18 protein-coding genes and 4 tRNA genes are annotated in these 16,902 nt (G+C 61.7%); 2 read left to right on the forward strand and 20 right to left on the reverse strand.

The window, feature by feature from the left end:
• Position 1: 1 nt before the first annotated feature.
• The 18 genes from HMPREF3092_RS01035 to hrcA all read right to left on the reverse strand — a co-directional run bounded on the left by HMPREF3092_RS01035 (position 2) and on the right by hrcA (position 14,271).
• Positions 2-757, reverse strand: coding sequence for a YebC/PmpR family DNA-binding transcriptional regulator (locus HMPREF3092_RS01035; protein WP_019175147.1), 756 nt, complete (start codon positions 755-757; stop codon positions 2-4).
• 75 nt (positions 758-832) lie between these two features.
• Positions 833-1,330 (reverse strand): NUDIX hydrolase, encoded by a 498-nt coding sequence (locus HMPREF3092_RS01040; RefSeq protein ID WP_019175148.1) that lies wholly within the window; start codon positions 1,328-1,330, stop codon positions 833-835.
• Positions 1,327-1,941, reverse strand: a complete 615-nt coding sequence (gene pgsA / locus HMPREF3092_RS01045) for a phosphatidylinositol phosphate synthase (RefSeq protein ID WP_019175149.1) — start codon at positions 1,939-1,941, stop codon at positions 1,327-1,329. The genes HMPREF3092_RS01040 and pgsA overlap by 4 nt, the downstream gene beginning before the upstream one ends.
• Positions 1,928-2,509 (reverse strand): HIT family protein, encoded by a 582-nt coding sequence (locus HMPREF3092_RS01050; RefSeq protein WP_019175150.1) that lies wholly within the window; start codon positions 2,507-2,509, stop codon positions 1,928-1,930. The genes pgsA and HMPREF3092_RS01050 overlap by 14 nt, the downstream gene beginning before the upstream one ends.
• Positions 2,509-4,461 (reverse strand): threonine--tRNA ligase, encoded by a 1,953-nt coding sequence (thrS, locus tag HMPREF3092_RS01055; RefSeq protein ID WP_370919354.1) that lies wholly within the window; start codon positions 4,459-4,461, stop codon positions 2,509-2,511. Before thrS ends, HMPREF3092_RS01050 begins: the two co-directional genes overlap by 1 nt.
• A gap of 249 nt (positions 4,462-4,710) precedes the next feature.
• Complete coding sequence (locus HMPREF3092_RS01060) at positions 4,711-5,817, reverse strand: DUF4190 domain-containing protein (protein ID WP_070423530.1); 1,107 nt, start codon at positions 5,815-5,817, stop codon at positions 4,711-4,713.
• 201 nt (positions 5,818-6,018) lie between these two features.
• Positions 6,019-6,090: transfer RNA gene (locus HMPREF3092_RS01065), tRNA-Val, on the reverse strand.
• A 36-nt stretch (positions 6,091-6,126) separates the two neighbouring features.
• Positions 6,127-6,198: transfer RNA gene (locus HMPREF3092_RS01070), tRNA-Val, on the reverse strand.
• Between the two features lie 12 nt (positions 6,199-6,210).
• A tRNA-Cys gene (locus HMPREF3092_RS01075) sits at positions 6,211-6,281 on the reverse strand.
• Positions 6,282-6,310: 29 nt separating this feature from the next.
• Positions 6,311-6,383, reverse strand: a tRNA-Gly gene (locus tag HMPREF3092_RS01080).
• A gap of 139 nt (positions 6,384-6,522) precedes the next feature.
• Entirely contained in the window at positions 6,523-7,569 is a 1,047-nt protein-coding gene (gene zapE, locus HMPREF3092_RS01085) for a cell division protein ZapE (RefSeq protein WP_070423531.1), read from the reverse strand.
• A 56-nt stretch (positions 7,570-7,625) separates the two neighbouring features.
• Positions 7,626-8,561 (reverse strand): GTPase Era, encoded by a 936-nt coding sequence (gene era / locus HMPREF3092_RS01090; protein WP_019175155.1) that lies wholly within the window; start codon positions 8,559-8,561, stop codon positions 7,626-7,628.
• Positions 8,558-9,817 (reverse strand): hemolysin family protein, encoded by a 1,260-nt coding sequence (locus tag HMPREF3092_RS01095; protein ID WP_070423532.1) that lies wholly within the window; start codon positions 9,815-9,817, stop codon positions 8,558-8,560. The genes era and HMPREF3092_RS01095 overlap by 4 nt, the downstream gene beginning before the upstream one ends.
• Positions 9,818-10,294 carry an rRNA maturation RNase YbeY gene (gene ybeY, locus HMPREF3092_RS01100; protein WP_070423533.1) on the reverse strand — a complete coding sequence of 159 codons (477 nt, stop codon included), beginning with the start codon at positions 10,292-10,294 and terminating at the stop codon, positions 9,818-9,820. It abuts the gene before it with no gap.
• Between the two features lie 13 nt (positions 10,295-10,307).
• Positions 10,308-11,258, reverse strand: coding sequence for a PhoH family protein (locus HMPREF3092_RS01105; RefSeq protein ID WP_040377231.1), 951 nt, complete (start codon positions 11,256-11,258; stop codon positions 10,308-10,310).
• Between the two features lie 34 nt (positions 11,259-11,292).
• Complete coding sequence (locus tag HMPREF3092_RS01110; protein WP_070423534.1) at positions 11,293-12,066, reverse strand: 16S rRNA (uracil(1498)-N(3))-methyltransferase; 774 nt, start codon at positions 12,064-12,066, stop codon at positions 11,293-11,295.
• Positions 12,063-13,169: a molecular chaperone DnaJ gene (gene dnaJ / locus HMPREF3092_RS01115; RefSeq protein ID WP_070423535.1), complete on the reverse strand. Its 1,107-nt coding sequence runs from the start codon at positions 13,167-13,169 to the stop codon at positions 12,063-12,065. The genes HMPREF3092_RS01110 and dnaJ overlap by 4 nt, the downstream gene beginning before the upstream one ends.
• Before the next feature lie 97 nt (positions 13,170-13,266).
• Positions 13,267-14,271, reverse strand: coding sequence for a heat-inducible transcriptional repressor HrcA (gene hrcA, locus HMPREF3092_RS01120; RefSeq protein WP_070423536.1), 1,005 nt, complete (start codon positions 14,269-14,271; stop codon positions 13,267-13,269).
• Positions 14,272-14,470: 199 nt separating this feature from the next.
• Between hrcA and HMPREF3092_RS01125 the strand changes: the two genes are divergently transcribed.
• Entirely contained in the window at positions 14,471-15,319 is an 849-nt protein-coding gene (locus HMPREF3092_RS01125) for a DUF3097 domain-containing protein (protein ID WP_070423577.1), read from the forward strand.
• Positions 15,319-15,858 (forward strand): GNAT family N-acetyltransferase, encoded by a 540-nt coding sequence (locus tag HMPREF3092_RS01130; RefSeq protein WP_070423537.1) that lies wholly within the window; start codon positions 15,319-15,321, stop codon positions 15,856-15,858. The genes HMPREF3092_RS01125 and HMPREF3092_RS01130 overlap by 1 nt, the downstream gene beginning before the upstream one ends.
• Before the next feature lie 66 nt (positions 15,859-15,924).
• Here the strand turns inward: HMPREF3092_RS01130 and HMPREF3092_RS01135 are convergent, their stop codons facing one another.
• The gene (locus HMPREF3092_RS01135) at positions 15,925-16,281 is read right to left on the reverse strand and encodes a DoxX family protein (RefSeq protein WP_061943097.1); all 357 of its coding nucleotides are present in this window, start codon (positions 16,279-16,281) and stop codon (positions 15,925-15,927) included.
• Entirely contained in the window at positions 16,278-16,871 is a 594-nt protein-coding gene (locus HMPREF3092_RS01140) for a TetR/AcrR family transcriptional regulator (RefSeq protein WP_061943099.1), read from the reverse strand. Before HMPREF3092_RS01140 ends, HMPREF3092_RS01135 begins: the two co-directional genes overlap by 4 nt.
• Between the last annotated feature and the right edge of the window lie 31 nt (positions 16,872-16,902).

A 16,902-nucleotide genomic window follows, 5' to 3' on the forward strand; every position in this document is an offset into this window, starting at 1 on the left:
GTCAGTCTTCGGCCAGTGCAGCCGCTACTTCGTCCGAGATGTCTGCGTTGTCGTAGATGTTCTGCACGTCGTCGAGGTCTTCGATCGCATCCACGAGCGTGGCGAGCTTGCGCGCATCTTCAACCGACAGCGGAACTTCGACGTTCGGCACGAAGGCCAGGTCGGCGCTGTCGTAGTCAATGCCCGCTTCCTGCAGAGCGGAGCGGACCGGCACCAGGTCAGTGGCTTCCGAAATGACTTCCCATGTTTCGCCCTGGTCCTTGACCTCTTCTGCACCGGCGTCCATGGTTGCCTCAAGAATCGCCATGTCGTCAGCAGCGGACTGCTTGACCACGACGACGCCCTTGCGGGCGAAGTTGAAGGCCACCGAACCGGGGTCGGCCAGGTTGCCGTTGTTGCGGCTGACTGCCACGCGCACCTCAGAGGCTGCGCGGTTCTTGTTGTCGGTCAGGCACTCGATGAGCAGGCCGACACCGCCGGGGCCGTAGGCTTCGTAGGTGATGGGGAAATACTCCACACCATCACCGTCAAGACCGCCGCCGCGCTTGACCGCGCGTTCGATGTTGTCGGCGGGAACCGAGTTCTTCTTGGCCTTCTGAATGGCGTCGAACAGGGTGGGGTTGCCATCGACATCGGGACCACCGGCACGGGCGGCTACTTCGATGTTCTTGACAAGCTTCGCGAAGAGTTTGCCGCGCTTAGCGTCGATAGCGGCCTTTTTGTGTTTGGTTGTCGCCCATTTTGAGTGACCTGCCACGAATTCTCTCCTCGCGTTCGATTGATGTCCGGTCTACATTGTAAGACCACCCCACGGACTTAAGAGTCCGACCGTCTACTCAACACCGCTGGGAACGCCCAGGGGAAGCGGCGACACGGGTTCGGCACCCGTGCTGACAAGGTCGATCAGCAGGGGAAGCTCGGGAGGGTAGATCACCTCGGAAGAGTTCTCGACTTCCTCTTTGGACCACCAGCGCGAACCGGTGATGGCCGCTTTTTCCTTGTCGCTCCACATGGCTTCATCAAGGTCGATGTCTTCCGTGCAGCGCATACCGAAATACACCTCGTCCTGCACCAGGACACCAGTGGAGAACTGGATGGAGACACGGCGGGTGGCCAGGGGGCCCAGAAGCTCAGAGGGGTCGCACTCGATGCCGGTCTCTTCGGCGAGTTCGCGTGCCGCGGTCTGCTTCGAGGTCTCCCCCAGCTCTGCTCCGCCGCCGACGGTGAACCAGTAGCGCCTCGAGTCATCGCCCAGGTCGCGGCACTGGAGCATAAAGACTTCGTCTTCGGCATTGAGAAGCACCACGCGGGCAGCCGTGCGGACCTTCATAGCGCGTCCTCCGATTTCACGCTCAGGAACACCGAGCGCATTCTCTGAAAAACAGTCACAAGGGCACCGGCGGCAACCAGTGCAAGAGCAATAGTGAGCAGACTATACGGCGCACCGAGGCCAGCACAACCAGCGGCCACCAGCACCACGACCAAGCGCTCCGTGCGCTCCATCAGACCACCCGAACCGTCCCCGCCAACAGCTTCACCTCGGGCGCGGGTGTAGGACACCGTGAAGGCGAAGACCAGGGCAAACAGAGCCAGCCCACCCGTTATCGGCCGGTCAGTGAGAAAAGCGGCGGCGGCAAGACTGCCGAACACCGCCCCGTCGGCAACCCGATCGAGTGTCGAGTCCAGAAAAGCTCCCCACCTGCTGGTGGTGCCCCGCAGCCGGGCGAGCGTCCCATCGAGCATGTCGAACAGGACGAAGAACGTCACAGCCACGGTGCCCCAGAAGTAGTGCTGGAGCGGATAGAGAACAGCGGCCGACAGGACGGTGCCGACGGTGCCGATGACCGTGATCGCGTTCGGTGTCAGCCCCAGCCTGCCCAACACAGCAGCTACGGGCCGCGTGCAGACCTCGACCGCACCGCGCAGCTTAGAGGTCAGCATCGCCGTTGTGCGGTTCCTGTCGGTTCCATTCTTCGCTGTAGAGCTTCTGCACCTGCCCGTGGACCAGCGGCAGAGCCTTGGTTTCGGCGATGATCGGGAAGAAGTTCGCATCCCCTCCCCACCGGGGCACGATGTGCTGGTGCAGGTGAGCGGCGATTCCCGCTCCCGCGACGGAGCCCTGGTTCATGCCCAGATTGAAGCCGTGCGGCGAAGACGCCGCCCGGATGACGCGCATCATCTTCTGCGACATCTGGGCGATTTCAACGGTTTCCTCAGCTGTCAGATCCGTGTAGTCCGCCACGTGGCGGTACGGGCAGACGAGCACGTGGCCCGGGTTGTACGGGTACAGGTTGAGGATCACGAAAGCGTGCTCGCCGCGGGCAACGATGAGCCCGTCTTCGTCGCTGCGCTCAGGTGCCGAGCAGAACGGGCAGGACTGTTCGCTGGAGTCAGCGGGCTTGTCTTCCCCGCCGACGTACACGAAACGATGGGGTGTCCACAGTCGCTGCAGTCCGTCGGGTTCGCCGGGAAACCCGGCGGCTGCTTCCGGTTCGGGGATTCCCGCCATCAGACCTGTGCCCGTTCCTCAATCGCCTTGACGATCCGTTCGACGGCTTCGTCGACCGGCACGCCGTTGTCCTGACTGCCGTCACGGAAGCGGAAGGACACAGCACCTGCGTCACGGTCCTCTCCGCCTGCGATGAGCGTGTAGGGCACCTTGGACTTCGATGCATTGCGGATCTTCTTGGGGAAGCGGTCGTCGGAGGTATCGACCTCCACGCGTACTCCCCTGGCCTTGAGCTTCTGGGCGATGTCGTAGCAGTAGTCGTTGAATTCGTCGGCCACCGGAACCAGTGTTGCCTGGACGGGTGAGAGCCACACGGGGAACGCACCGGCGTAGTGCTCGGTGAGCACGCCGATGAAGCGCTCAATCGAACCGAACTTGGCCGAATGGATCATCACGGGGCGGCGGCGGGTGCCGTCCGAGGCGCTGTATTCGAGGTCGAAGCGCTCCGGCTGGTTGAAGTCCATCTGCACGGTCGACATCTGCCAGGTGCGGCCGATGGCGTCACGCGCCTGCACCGAGATCTTCGGACCGTAGAAGGCTGCACCACCCGGGTCCGGTACAAGCTCAAGACCCGTGGCTTCGGCAACTTCGCGCAGGGTGTTCGTGGCGATTTCCCACTGTTCGTCGGAGCCGATGAACTTGTCCTTCTTAGCACCGTCGACTTCGCGGGTGGACAGTTCGAGGTAGAAGTCGTCCAGGCCGAAGTCGCGCAGCAGCGACAGCATGAAGTCCAGTAGGTGCTTGATTTCCGCTGCCGCATCTTCTTCTGCCACGTAGGAGTGCGAATCGTCCTGTGCGAAGCCGCGCACGCGCGTCAGGCCGTGGATAACACCGGACGGTTCGTCGCGGTACACGGTGCCGAATTCAAACAGACGCAGCGGGAGGTCGCGGTAGGAGCGGCCGCGGGATCGGTAGATGAGGTTGTGCATCGGGCAGTTCATTGCCTTCAGCCGGTAGTCCGTGCCCTCGTGGGTGACGGTGCCGTCTTCGGCAACGTGCTTGTCGACGGTGAAGGGCGGGAACATGTTCTCGCCGTAGTACGGCAGGTGGCCCGAGGTATAGTACAGGGTCTCCTTGGAGATATGCGGGGTGCCCACGTACTCGAAGCCCTCTTCAATGTGGCGCTGGCGGACGTAGTCCTCCATGACGCGTTTGATGACGCCGCCCTTGGGGTGGAAGACGGGAAGGCCCGAACCGAGTTCATCGGGGAAGGAGAACAGGTCGAGTTCCGCACCGAGCTTGCGGTGGTCACGGCGTTCGGCCTCTGCGATGCGCTCCTGGTAGGCGCGCAGTTCATCCTTCGAGGGCCACGCGGTTCCGTAGACGCGCTGCAGGCTGGCGTTGGACTGGTCGCCGCGCCAGTACGCTGCGGAGGATTTGGTGACGGCAAAGCCGTTGCCGATGAGCTTGGTAGACGGCAGGTGGGGTCCTCGGCAGAGGTCTTCCCACACGATGTCGCCCTTGCGGTTGCGGTTTTCGTAGATGGTCAGCTGGTCGCCGCCGACCTCAACGCTGGCACCTTCGGCACCCTTGCCCTTGTCTTCGACGAGCTCGAGCTTGAAGGGCTCGTCGGCCAGGCGGGTGCGAGCTTCGTCGTCGCTGACTTCGGTGCGGTGGAAGGTCTGGCCTTCTTTCACGATCCGCTGGCAGCGCTTCTCAATGGCTTTGAGGTCCTGCGGTGTGAACGGCTCTTCAACCTGGAAGTCGTAGTAGAAGCCGTCAGTGATGTAGGGGCCTATGCCGAGCTTGGTTCCCGGAAACAGTTCCTGCACGGCCTGTGCGACAACGTGCGCCGTGGAGTGGCGAAGAATGTTGAGGCCCTCTTCGCTGCTGATGCTGATGGGCTCGACGACATCGCCGGGTTGCAGCTCACGGTGAAGGTCGCAGGAAGTGCCGTTGATCCAGACGGCAACTGTCGTCGGATCGGATGCAAAGAGCTCTGTGCTCGTCATCCCTTCGGTGTAGGGAATCTCTTCTCCGGCGACGGTCAGCGTGTCAGACACGGCTTCTCCTTTTATGTGGTCGTTTCAGCGTTTCTACTGTACCCGTTGGCAGGTGTGGTCGTACGTCCGATTCAGCAGTCAGGAACTGCTGGCTCTTACGGGAACGAGCCCGGATCTGGTGACCAGCCAACTTAAAGACTGTGCGGGGTGGGAACCGCCTGTTCCCACCCCGCGTTCACCAGCCTGTTTCAAGCAGGGTCACTTGATCTTGAATTCCTCTTCGTCACTCCAGTCCTTGCTCATGATCGAAATCGAGATCTCGGCGTCTCCAGCGCGATCGTATTCGATTGCCTGTGCTGTAAGGAACTCGTGTTCTTTACCGGCTTTGATGGGTTTGGCACCTAGGTCGAGGGTCGGGACGTCAAGGTTCCTGTCGCCGATCTTGCCGTGCACATTCTTAGAACAGTCCTGACCGTTGGCAATGCAGTTGATGCGAGCGGAGCCAATCTCAACGTCTTTGTCACTCGTGTTCTTCAGGAAGTACTTGATGACAAGAACCTCACGGCCGGCAAATGCTTCGGGAATCGAGTACTTATCAGGTTTGCCGCTTGTAATGTACGCACGGATCTCAATGCCTTCGTACGCTCCGATCAACGTGGCTTTGTCAGATCCGGCGTTGATGTCGTCGCCCTCAGCAGCTCCGTCGCCCGCAGCTTCGCCCTTGTCGCCGGATTCGTCCGGGTCACCGTCGCCTTGTGGTTCTGCCGGGGCTTCAGTGCCGCTGCCGGGATCATCCGGAGCGGGCGCTGGGTTTGCCGAACCTATGCCGATAACGACGAAGATCACGACGATCACAGTGACGATCAAGCCGACCACAGTCGTGAAGAAGCCCAGGATAAGACCGGTCAGGCCAACGCCCTTGTTGTTGGCCTGACCGTTTTTGACGGCCTTGAGGCTCATAAAGCCCGTAATGATCGCAACGATTCCGACCAGCCAGATGAAAAAACCAACGATACCGGAGACCAGTGAAATAACGCCCAGACTGTTCTTTTCAGTGCTCGATGGACCACCCGGGCCCCCGGGACCGCCTGCCCCGTAGAGGTCACTGCCGCCGTACGCCTGCAGGTCTTGCTGGTAGTCGGCGTAGCCGCCCTGGCTGCCAACAGGCTGCTGAGCATCTTGCCCGTAGCTGCTGCCGAAGTCAGCCTGCGAGTACTGGCTCCCGTAATCACCCTGGCCGTAGTTTCCCTGGCCATAATTGCCCTGACCGTAGCTTCCGGAGCTGCTTCCCGAAGGGTCGTAATTGTTGCCGTAGGGGCTGTTCTGCGGGTTCGAGCCGTTATGCCCGGAGGGGTTCTCGCTCATGCGGTTTCCTTTTGTTTTTGTTCGTTCAGGTGCAATCGAGCATGATCTTCACTGATCATTCGAACTTCCCAAAGCATAACGCCGATACTGGCAGAAATTTCCAGGAGAACTTCATTTCACGTTCACCGGGAATCTCCAGATACAGCAGACCACAGCCGCAAGACACAAAAAAGCCGGGGGCTTAAACCCCCCGGCAGTCTGTGCGCGATACTGGGATCGAACCAGTGACCTCTTCCGTGTCAGGGAAGCGCGCTACCGCTGCGCCAATCGCGCCTATAAAAGGCTATTCAGTTAAAGGAGCGAACTCCGTGCGCGATACTGGGATCGAACCAGTGACCTCTTCCGTGTGAAGGAAGCGCGCTACCGCTGCGCCAATCGCGCCAGCCCTGTTCGAGGTGGCGACGGGATTCGAACCCGTGTATACGGCTTTGCAGGCCGCTGCCTCGCCTCTCGGCCACGCCACCAGAGGCGACCGCCATATCTGGCGAACCAGAGCGGATGACGGGACTCGAACCCGCGACCCTCACCTTGGCAAGGTGATGCTCTACCAACTGAGCCACATCCGCGTGGTGCACTTTGAAGGTTTCCCTTCGTGCCGTGCAACAGGACTAAACATTACACACCCTTTTGCAGAAAACCAAATCGGCAGACAGTGACCCTCGTCACCATCTGCCGATCGGTGTTCGCATAGCCCGCAAAACCGGGTCAGGCTGCACTCTCTTCAGCACCGTCCACGGACTTCGACGACAGCGCCGTCATGCGCGAAAGGCAGCGCATGTACTTCTTCCGGTATCCCCCACCGAGCATTTCATCGGAGAAGATCTTGTCCAGGCGGATACCGGAGTTCACAATCCCGATGTCAGCGTCGTACAGGCGGTCTACGAGAGCGACAAAGCGCAGCGCGACACCCTCGTTGCCGATCGGCTCAACCTGCCGCCACGAAGCAAACTGCACACCATCAATGAGCCTGCGGTACTTCGAAGGGTGGATTCGCTGCAGGTGCTCAACGAGTTCGGGGAACTCATCAGTCGCAAGCACTCGCCCATCACTCAGAACCTTCTCCTCGGCACTTGCGAGCTCTTCAGCACCCAAAGGCTCCGGAGGCTCAGTGATTTCACGGTGACGGTAGTCATCACCGTCGATGCGCAGAACGTTGAACTGATCAGACAGCGCCTGAATTTCGCGCAGGAAGTCCTGTGCGGCAAAGCGGCCCTGACCCAGTGCGCCCGGCAGGGTGTTGGAAGTCGCCACGATCTTCGTGCCGGCATCGGTCAGTTCACGCATCAGCCGCGACATCATGACGGTGTCACCGGGATCATCGAGTTCGAACTCGTCAATGCAGACGAGCTTCATCTTCTCGAGTTCCGCCTTAGCCGTGGGAAAGCCAAGAGCGCCGATGAGGTTGGTGTATTCGACGAACGTGCCGAAAGCGGCGGGCTTTTCAGAGGCGTGCCACGCTGAGGCCAGCAGGTGGGTTTTGCCGACACCGTAGCCGCCGTCCAAGTAGATGCCCTTCTCGGCTGCCTTGTCGGCCTTGCCGAAGAGCTTCCTGAATAGCCCTCCTCCACCTCGTCCGGCCTGCGCAAAAGCCTGCAGGCTGTCACGCGCCTTCGACTGGGACGGCTGGGCCGGGTCTGGTTGGTAGCTGTCAAAGGACACCCCTTCGAACTGCGGAGGCGGTACGAAGTCAGCAAGAAGTTCGTTGCGATTGACGCGGGGGTCACGGTCGGTGAGATGAACGGCTTGAGTCACGCCGGCAAGTGTAGCCGGATGTGCCGGACGGCACCGACGTCAGCCCGCAGCGACGCTTATTCGAATTCGAAGCCCAGGCGACCAAGAGCCCGCGGATCACGCTGCCAGTCCTTCGCGACCTTCACGTGCAGGTCCAGGTAGACAGGGGTGCCGAGGATGCCCTCAATGTGCTTGCGCGCCTTGCGACCGACTTCTTTCAGGCGAGATCCGCCTCGGCCGATGATGATGGCCTTCTGACTCTGCCGCTCCACGTACATGTTGACGTAGACCTCCATGAGGGGCCGGTCCTCCGGCCGGTCTTCGCGCGGGCGGATCTCCTCAACCTGCACCGCCAGGGAGTGCGGCAGTTCGTCGCGGATGTCTTCGAGTGCGGCCTCGCGAACGAACTCCGCAATGAGGACCCGCTCGGGTTCATCCGTGATGTCCCCATCCGGGTACAGAGGCGGGCTCAAAGGCAGGTGCTTGGCGAGAACCTCGTCGACCGTGTCGACCTGGAAGTCGTCCACAGCGGACACCGGAACGATGTCTGCGAAGTCCATGAGCTCACCGGCGGCGGTGAGAGCCTCAACAAGGCCAGCACGGTCGACCTTGTCGGCTTTCGTCACAATGCAGACGACCGGCGTCGAGCCGCGTGAATCAGCCAGCTGTTCGGCGATGTAGCGGTCACCGGGGCCGATCTTTTCATCCGCGGGGATGCACAGCGCGATGACGTCAACGCTGCGCAGAGTGTCGGCTACAAGGTCGTTCAGGCGCGAACCCAGCAGGGTGCGCGGACGGTGCAGACCGGGGGTGTCGACAAGAACCAGCTGGTGGTCATCCCGGTGGACGATCCCGCGGATCGTGTGACGCGTGGTCTGCGGCTTGGACGACGTAATTGCGATCTTCGTGCCGACCAGCGCATTCGTCAGCGTCGACTTTCCAGCGTTGGGGCGGCCGACGAAGCAGGCAAAACCAGCGCGGAAGTCGTCGGGAACTTCGCGGAACAGACTCATTCTTCCTCCCGGGTGATGATGACGTGGCTGATGCGGTGGCGGCGACCCTGGCCCGGCTCGGCAACCAGCCGCAGCCCGTTGATGACAGCTTCAGAGCCGGCAATCGGCACCTCGCCCAGTTCGCTTGCCAGCAGACCGCCGACGGTGGTGACGTCTTCCTCGTCGATCCGCACGTCAAAGTATTCTGCAACGTCCTCGATGTCGGTGCGGGTAGCAACGCGCGCTCCCCCGCCTTCGAGCGGAACGATGTCGTCTTCATCGCGGTCGTACTCATCCGCGATTTCCCCGACGATCTCTTCGACGATGTCTTCAATCGTGATCAGACCGGCGGTGCCGCCGTATTCGTCGACGATGATGACCATGTGAGTCGCTTCGACCTGCATGAAGCGCAGGAGCGAGTCCACCGTTTTGGTGTCCGGCACGAAAGTCACGGGGCGGGCGATGTCGAGGGCCGGCTGGTCGCGATCCTCAGGGTGGGTGTGCAGGCGCCGGGCGACGTCCTTGAGGAACACGATGCCGCGGACGTCGTCAAGATCCTTGCCCACAACCGGGATGCGCGAAAAGCCCGAGCGCAGGAACACCGTCATGGCGTGTTCGAGTGTGCTTTCAGAGCGCAGGTACACGAGGTCGGGCCTGGGCACCATGACTTTGTACGCCCGGGTGTCGCCTAAGTTGAAGACGCTTTCGATCATGTCGCGTTCGTCGTCTTCGATGATGTTGCCGGCGCTGGCCCGATCCACGAGGTCGCGCAGCTGCTCTTCTGTCACGAACGGGCCATCGCGGAACACCTTTGCCGGGGTGAGCATGTTGCCCAGCCATACGAGCACGCGGGCCACCGGGCCGAGTGCTTGGCGCAGGCCGGAGACCAGCGGGGCCGAAGCAAGCACAACCGTGAGGTTTTTGCGTCGCCCGATTGTCCTGGGCGAAACGCCTGCGATGACGAACACGGCGACAGCTGATGTCAGGGCGGTGACAATGAGCGCTGTGGGCATGCTGTCGATGAAGCTTGTAAAGCCCAGCAGGGTGAACACGACGGCGGCAGTTTCAAACAGCTGCCGCACAAAGGTCAGCACGTTGATGTGCGTGGGCAGGTCTTTCAGGATCCGCTCAGCCTTCGGGGCTGTGTGCTTGCCGTCCTCGACTGCTTCTTCGACTTCGTGATGGCTGACTGTGGAAAACGCGGCGTCAGCAGCTGCCAGCACCGCCGCCAGGGTGAGGCTCAGCAGTGCCAGCAGGAAGTTCAGGGCTATTTCCACTTAGGACTCCGTGGGGATCGGCAGCCGCGTTCGCCCGGGTTCGGTGTGGGCGAACCAGGCGCGAAGAACATCGGCCTGTTTGCCGAACATCTCCTGCTTTTCTTCAGCCGTTCCGTGGTCGTAGCCGGCCAGGTGGAGAACACCGTGGACGGTGAGCAGCTGGATTTCGTCAGCTTGGCTGTGGCCGTTGGCTTCTGCCTGCTGCTGTGCGACGTCAGGGCAGATGACGATGTCACCGAGCATGCCGGCCTGAGCGCCGGGCTGCAGTTCGTCCATGGGGAAGGACATGACGTCGGTGGGGCCTTCAAGATCCATCCACTGCACGTGCAGCTGGCTCATCTGTTCGGTGTCGATGAACTGGATGGACAGTTCAACATCCGGGTGGATCTGCAGATGTTCCAACGCGAGTGCAGCTACGCCGCGCACCGCTTCAAGGTCGACGTCCGCGGGTGTTTCGTTGTGGATTTCTATGCTCATGGTCGGTGCTGTTCTACGCCCATTCTTCGTAGGCTTGGACGATCTTCGTCACGAGTGAGTGCCGGACGACGTCTTTCGCGGTCAGCCGGTGGAATTTGATGTCGTCGACATTGCCGAGGATCGACTGAACCACGTTGAGTCCAGAGTTCGTACCGCCGGGCAGGTCGATCTGGCTGGTGTCGCCGGTGACCACCATGCGGGAATTGAAGCCCAGGCGGGTGAGGAACATCTTCATCTGTTCGGGCGTGGTGTTCTGCGCTTCGTCGAGGATGATGAAGGCGTCGTTGAGTGTGCGGCCGCGCATGTAGGCAAGTGGGGCCACTTCAATGATCCCCTGGTCCAGCAGCGATGAGATGCGCTCGGCTTCGATCATGTCGTGCAGCGCGTCGTACAGCGGCCGCACGTAGGGGTCGATCTTTTCGTCAAGAGTGCCAGGCAGGAAGCCGAGCTTCTCCCCCGCTTCGACCGCCGGGCGGGCCAGGATGATGCGGGAGACTTCCTGGTTCTGCAGGGCGCGCACGGCCATGGCGATCGCCAGGTACGTTTTGCCGGTACCGGCCGGGCCGATCCCGAACGTGATGGTGTTCTCGCGGATCGAGGTGACGTATTCGTGCTGGCCGAAAGTCTTCGGCCGCACGGTCTTGCCGCGGGTGGAGAGAATGTTGTCGGTCATGACCTTCGCCGAGTCCTGGCCCTCGTCGAGCATTCCGGCCACGCGAGATACGGCTTCGGGGTCGAGGCGGCCGCCGCTGGCGATGATTTTGCGCATGTGGCCGAACACTTCGGTCACGCGGGCCACACTCGTGGGGTCGCCGGTCAGCTGGATGGTGCGCTGGCGGACATGGATTTTGACGTCGGGGAACAGCTTTTCGACTGTCCGCAGGTTCTGATCCTGCGGTCCGTACAGCGCGATGAGGTCGACGGATTCGGGAACGGACAGTGCGGTGCTCTGGTCAGTGTCCAGGAGAGCTTCCTTTCCTCAGTTGTCTTCTACCAGCCTAGCTGTTTTCGGACGGGTCCCAGCGCCCCAGTTCTTGTTGGGCCAGGGCGAGTGCGATTGGGCCTGCCGAAGATGCCCGCAGAACCGTAGGGCCGAGCACCGCGGTGACGGCTCCGGCTTCTTCCATCTGCTGTCGTTCTGCGTCCGTGATACCGCCCTCGGGGCCGACGACCACGTAGATTTCATCCGCCTCACGCTGTCTGAGCTCACTGCGCACAGTCTGCACGAAAGGCCGGGTTCCGCTTTCGTGCAGAACAATCACGAGCGCGCCTTCGCGCGCTTTCTGGACGGCGAACGAGGTGGAGCTCAGCTGCTCGAGCTGTGGAAAGTTCACGCGCCGGGACTGGAGGGCTGCCGCCTGGATGAGGTTGGCCCATTTGTCGTGCGCTTTAGCGGCCTTCGCGCCTTTCCACTGCACGATTGAGCGCTGCGCCTGCCACGGAACAACCACGTCGACGCCGACTTCAACCGCGGTTTCCACTGCCGCTAGGTCTCGGTCGCCCTTGGCCAAAGCCTGGATCAGACCAAGCCGAGGGGTCTGCGGATGCTCATGCTCCACCTCGTCAATCTTAAGGACAGCGGCTTCTTTAGAAGCCGACTCGAGAACCCCGCGCACCCGCAGACCAGCCCCGTCGGTGAGTTCGAGGGCTTCGCCGGCTTTCATCCGCCGTACGATCACGGCGTGACGGTGTGCCTGGCCGGTAAGCAGGAGGCTTTGGCCGGGGCTGACCTCCGCCAGCGGGGCGTCAGTGTAGAAGACCGGAAGAGTCACGACCTCTGTGCGAACCTTTCGCGGAAGCGGCTGAAGGGGCTCTTGGACTTCTTCTGCAGACCGTGGTCAGCAGAGTCTTCGCCGCGCATTTCTGAAAGCTGCTGCAGAAGCTTCTTCTGTTCGCCGCTGAGTTTGGTGGGCGTCTGCACGACGACCGTCACCAGCAGGTCGCCGCGGCTTTCCCGGCGCAGGCGGCCCGCACCAAGCCCGGACAGGGTTTCCACGGTGCCGGTCTGGGTGCCCGGTTCGATCGTGAGTTCACGCGGACCGTCAAAGGTTTCGAGTGTCACGGTGCTGCCGAGCGCCGCAGTGGTCATGGGCACGGACAGTTCTGCGCGCAGGTTATCGCCGTCGCGGGTAAAGACGTCATGTTCGCGGACGGTGATTTCGATGTGGAGGTCACCAGCCGGGCCACCGCCGGGGCCGACTTCGCCGTGGCCGGACAGGAGGATGCGGGTGCCGTCGTGCACACCGGCGGGAATTTTGACGGCGAGGGTCTTCTCTTCGCGCACTCGGCCTTCGCCGCCACAGCTGTTGCAGGGGTCTTTGATGACATCGCCGTAGCCGGAGCAGTTGCCGCACACCTGCTGGGTGCGCATGTCACCCAGGATGGTCCGCTGAACAGTCGAAATGGTGCCCGCTCCGTGGCACAGGCCGCAGGTTTCGGGTTTGGTGCCTTCGCGGGCACCGCCGCCGTGGCATGTTTCGCACATGACGGCCGTCTGCACGCGGATGTCCTCTTTGCCGCCGAAGACAGCGGTTTCAAGGTCGATGGTGAGTTCCACGAGGGCGTCGCGACCGGGGCGCACACGCTGGTTCGGAGGGCCAGCATGGCGCGGTCCTCCCCCGCCGAAGAACGTGTCGAACAGGTCGGAGAAGCCGCCGAATCGGCCGGCACCCCCAGTGGAGCCGCCCATGTCGTAGTGGCGTCGCTTATCCGGGTCGGACAGTGTTTCGTAGGCGACGGAGACTTTCTTGAATTCGTCTTCGTGTCCGGGGTTGACGTCCGGGTGGTACTTGCGGGCGAGCTTCCTGTAGGCCTTTTTGATGTCGTCTGCGGAAGCGTCGCGTTCAACGCCAAGTGTTTCGTAGTGATCGCTCACTGCTTCTTCTTTCGTTCGGATGCGTCTGTGAAAAGTGCGGGGTTCGATTGTGTGCTTGCGGTCTTCGGTCGGGCGGTCAGCCGGTCAGAGCGTACAGTCAGTCCGACAGGATGGTTGAGACGTATTTCGCTACGGCTCTGACTGCCGCCATTGTCGTTGGGTAGTCCATGCGGGTGGGGCCGAGCACTGCCAGTGAAGCGGTTGTGTCTTCTGTTCCGTAGCCGGTTGCAATAAGCGATGCTCCGGCCAGGGCTTCGAAGCGGTTCTCACTGCCGATCTGAACGGCAATTCCGTCAGCCTGCATATCCGCCAGCAGCTTGAGCAGCACGACCTGCTCTTCGATTGCTTCAAGCAGCGGGCCCATGTGGGTGCCGAACTCACTTCCGGCACGGGCGAGGTTGGCGGCCCCTGCCATGATGAGCCGGTCCTGCCTCTTGCTGCGGGCAAGTTCCACCAGCCGTTCGGCGATTGCGGTTGCCGTCTGAGCCAGTGCCACGGGCACCGCCAGTCCGCTGAGGGTGTCTTCGACGGCGTCCAGCCGCGTGTCTTCCAGCGCTTCGTTGAAGGCCCGCCGCATGCCGCGGACATCGTCTTCGTCAACCGGGTCGAGCGCTTCGACTATGCGCTGTTCGACTTCACCGGTGTCGGTGATGAGGATGACGAGGATCCGCTCGGGGCTCAACTGCACCAATTCGATGCGCCGGATGGTGGTCTGAGCGCGCACCGGATACTGGATGAGGGCAACTTGGTGTGTCAGCCGCGACAGCAGGCGGACTGTCTGCGCGAGGGTGTCGTCAATGCTCTGCGTGCTGGACAGGATCTGGGAAATGGCCCGCTTTTCTGCACTGGAGAGCGGTTTGACGTCGTCAATGCGGTCGACAAAAGCACGGTAGCCCGCATCGGTCGGGATGCGGCCGGCCGATGTGTGGGGCTGTGCGATGAGGCCTTCTTGTTCGAGTGCCGCCATGTCGTTGCGGATGGTGGCTGAGGAAACACCGAGCTTGTGACGTTCAACGAGGGCTTTCGAGCCAACCGGTTCGTTGGTGGCCACATAGTCTTCGACGATGGCCCGCAGAACTCTGCTGCGCCGCTCGTCGCTCATCCCGCATCGCTCCTATCTGCACCGAACCGGACGGCGTTTGTCAGCCGACCCTCTTGGCACTCTCAGTCTTAGAGTGCCAATTCTAGTGATGCGCGCACATCTATACAAACCCCACCGCGCCTGCGGATGTCGGCCTTGCGAGCAACACTACGCACGACAATGCGGCCAGTGGCGCCGGCACGCGGGTACCGTGGTCATCATGTCTGACCGCTATGGACGCGATGTCCTCTCTTCTGGCCGCACTCACCAACGACCCAAGACCCAGCAGGTTGAGGTCAAACGCGGAATGGTCGTTGAAGAGGTTGAGACCGGCTACGTCGGAGCGATCGTCAAGCTTGAGAAGACCAACGGCGGTTTCCTCATCCACCTCGAAGACCGGCACGGTCGCACGCAGGCGTTCCCCCTGGGCTTCGGCTACCTGCTGGAGGGCAAGTCCGTGGAGCTCACACGTCCGCGGCCGGCTGCACAGAAACAGCCCGGACGCACCGCCTCGGGAAGTCGCACCGTGCAGACCAAGGCGCGAGTCGCCCGGGGCAGCCGCATCTGGGTTGAGGGAAAGCACGATGCGGAGCTGGTCGAGAAGATCTGGGGTGACGACCTGCGGGTCGAGGGGGTTGTTGTGGAACCGTTGGGCGGCCTGGATGACCTCATGGAGGCGCTCGTCGAGTTCCAGCCGGATGCCGAGCACCGGGTTGGGGTACTTGCCGACCACCTAATCGAGGGCACGAAGGAAACGCGGATCGTCAGCGAAGTCGCAAGGCAGCCGTGGGCTGAGCACGTGCGAGTCACGGGTCACCCGTACGTCGACGTTTGGCAGGCCGTGAAGCCGTCGGTTGTTGGGATTTCCGAATGGCCAGAGGTGCCACGCGGAGAAGACTGGAAGCTGGGTGTTCTGCGCCGGATCGGCTGGCCGCACGCCGACCACACCGACACGGCACGAGCCTGGCAGCGGATTCTGGGTTCAGTGAAGTCCATCGCGGATGTCGATTGGACCCTGTCAGGTCGAGTCGAAGAGCTCATTGACTTCGTGACAGTCGGCAGGCACTGATGGCGCACAGCGAAAACCCTTTCCTCAATTCCGGTGAACTGGCTGACGGCACTGTGACTCTCCGCCCGTACCGGCCGGAGGACGCAGACGACCTTGTGGCCACCTGCACGGACGCCTCGGTGCTGGAATGGACGCAGGTCCCCCAGCACTACACCCGTGACATGGCGCTTGACTGGTGCGCGAACCCACCGGAACCCTCGTGGGTCATCACCTCCCCAACAGCAGAACACCCTGGCCGATACTCAGGCCAGATTGATATGCGCGTCCATACTGCCCATTACGTGTCGTTGGGCTACATGTCTGCCCCGTGGGCACGCGAACAGGGACTCATGACAGCTGCTGTGCGGATTGTGACAGATTTCGCCTTTGCGCGCGGCGCACAGCGGGTTGAAATCTGCGTCCACCCCGACAATGCAGCGTCACGCAAGGTTGCTGAGAAAGCGGGGTTCACATTCGAGGGCATCCGCCGCAACGGCGAAGTGCTTCGCGGCGAGGTCCGCGACCTCGCGGTGTATTCCGCCATCCCAGAAGAACACTGAGCACCCCCAATGCAGCAGGGCAGCCTGTTTTGTTCGCCTTGGGGCGGCGAGGCTGGAAGAGCCTGACTACAGGAAGCTCAACCCCATAGTGACGCAAGACAGCACTAGCATCCCCAAACAGTTGATCCAAAAGGCAGAGCCTGTCGCTTTTGCTCGTATGTGCCCCACAGCCGCGCAGAGAAAATAGGCAATGACCCCGGCGTTAGCCGAGAAAGCCAGTCCAGGCACCCATATTCCCGCAATGAGTCCACCGACTGCGAGCATCTTGATCACGAGCAAGGACCACCACCAGTTCTCGGGGAAGTTAACGCTGTGAAGACAGTCGCGAATGAAGCGGACTGGCTTGATGGACAGGGCTACATCCCCGAGGAGAACAGCGGCCAGAAACGCCGGCAGCATCCAGAACGTTGGAATCAGGGTCATGAGTCGCCTCCTGTATGCGGGCATATTGCCGCGAAGATATCGCTCAGCTGAGCCAAGAACCGTTGTTTGGAGATCTCAGGTGTTGCAGCCCAGATGAACAGGTTGCCGATGTAGGCAGCGTGAAGCGCTTTGGCGCGTCTGCGCACTTTGGTCGCATTTGAGCACCCACAGGCAGCTATGGCCTGCTGGAACACTGTGGTCAATCTCTGTGCGAGGTCCGTGAAGACCACGGATGTGTGTCGTCCGCTGACGAGAATTGAGGCATAGACCTGCGCGAGGCCACGACGTTCGTCGAACAGCGCCGCGAATGGCTCGACCACGGCGACTGCGTCTGCGCCGCAGCGCACCTCCGCGGCATAGTTCTGCGCATCAGCATGGGCTTGACGTTCCGCAATGAGACCGTCGAAGAGCTCCACGAGCAGAGCCTCTTTGTCACCGACAGACATGACCGTTCCGGCACTCACTCCCGCTTCCTGGGCTATGCCGCGCACAGTTGTCACCTGGAACCCCCGTTCATGGAACAGACGATCCGCTGCGTCTAACACGGCGCGGCGAGTTTCATTGCGCGCCGAAGAGCGAACACCAGCCATCTAAACCTCCCTGAACATGTTCACTGAACAC

It is taken from the genome of Brevibacterium sp. HMSC24B04 (genome assembly GCF_001806835.1).
In the GTDB taxonomy this organism is placed as follows: domain Bacteria; phylum Actinomycetota; class Actinomycetes; order Actinomycetales; family Brevibacteriaceae; genus Brevibacterium; species Brevibacterium ravenspurgense.

Bases quoted from the DNA above. Each gene is read 5' to 3' on its own strand.
- HMPREF3092_RS01040 (WP_019175148.1), bottom strand. From the start codon at position 1,330: ATGAAGGTCCGCACGGCTGCCCGCGTGGTGCTTCTCAATGCCGAAGAC.
- pgsA (WP_019175149.1), bottom strand. From the start codon at position 1,941: ATGCTGACCTCTAAGCTGCGCGGTGCGGTCGAGGTCTGCACGCGGCCC.
- HMPREF3092_RS01050 (WP_019175150.1), bottom strand. From the start codon at position 2,509: ATGGCGGGAATCCCCGAACCGGAAGCAGCCGCCGGGTTTCCCGGCGAA.
- thrS (WP_370919354.1), bottom strand. From the start codon at position 4,461: ATGACGAGCACAGAGCTCTTTGCATCCGATCCGACGACAGTTGCCGTC.
- HMPREF3092_RS01060 (WP_070423530.1), bottom strand. From the start codon at position 5,817: ATGAGCGAGAACCCCTCCGGGCATAACGGCTCGAACCCGCAGAACAGC.
- era (WP_019175155.1), bottom strand. From the start codon at position 8,561: ATGAGTCTGTTCCGCGAAGTTCCCGACGACTTCCGCGCTGGTTTTGCC.
- ybeY (WP_070423533.1), bottom strand. From the start codon at position 10,294: ATGAGCATAGAAATCCACAACGAAACACCCGCGGACGTCGACCTTGAA.
- hrcA (WP_070423536.1), bottom strand. From the start codon at position 14,271: ATGAGCGACGAGCGGCGCAGCAGAGTTCTGCGGGCCATCGTCGAAGAC.
- HMPREF3092_RS01125 (WP_070423577.1), top strand. From the start codon at position 14,471: ATGTCTGACCGCTATGGACGCGATGTCCTCTCTTCTGGCCGCACTCAC.
- HMPREF3092_RS01130 (WP_070423537.1), top strand. From the start codon at position 15,319: ATGGCGCACAGCGAAAACCCTTTCCTCAATTCCGGTGAACTGGCTGAC.
- HMPREF3092_RS01135 (WP_061943097.1), bottom strand. From the start codon at position 16,281: ATGACCCTGATTCCAACGTTCTGGATGCTGCCGGCGTTTCTGGCCGCT.
- HMPREF3092_RS01140 (WP_061943099.1), bottom strand. From the start codon at position 16,871: ATGGCTGGTGTTCGCTCTTCGGCGCGCAATGAAACTCGCCGCGCCGTG.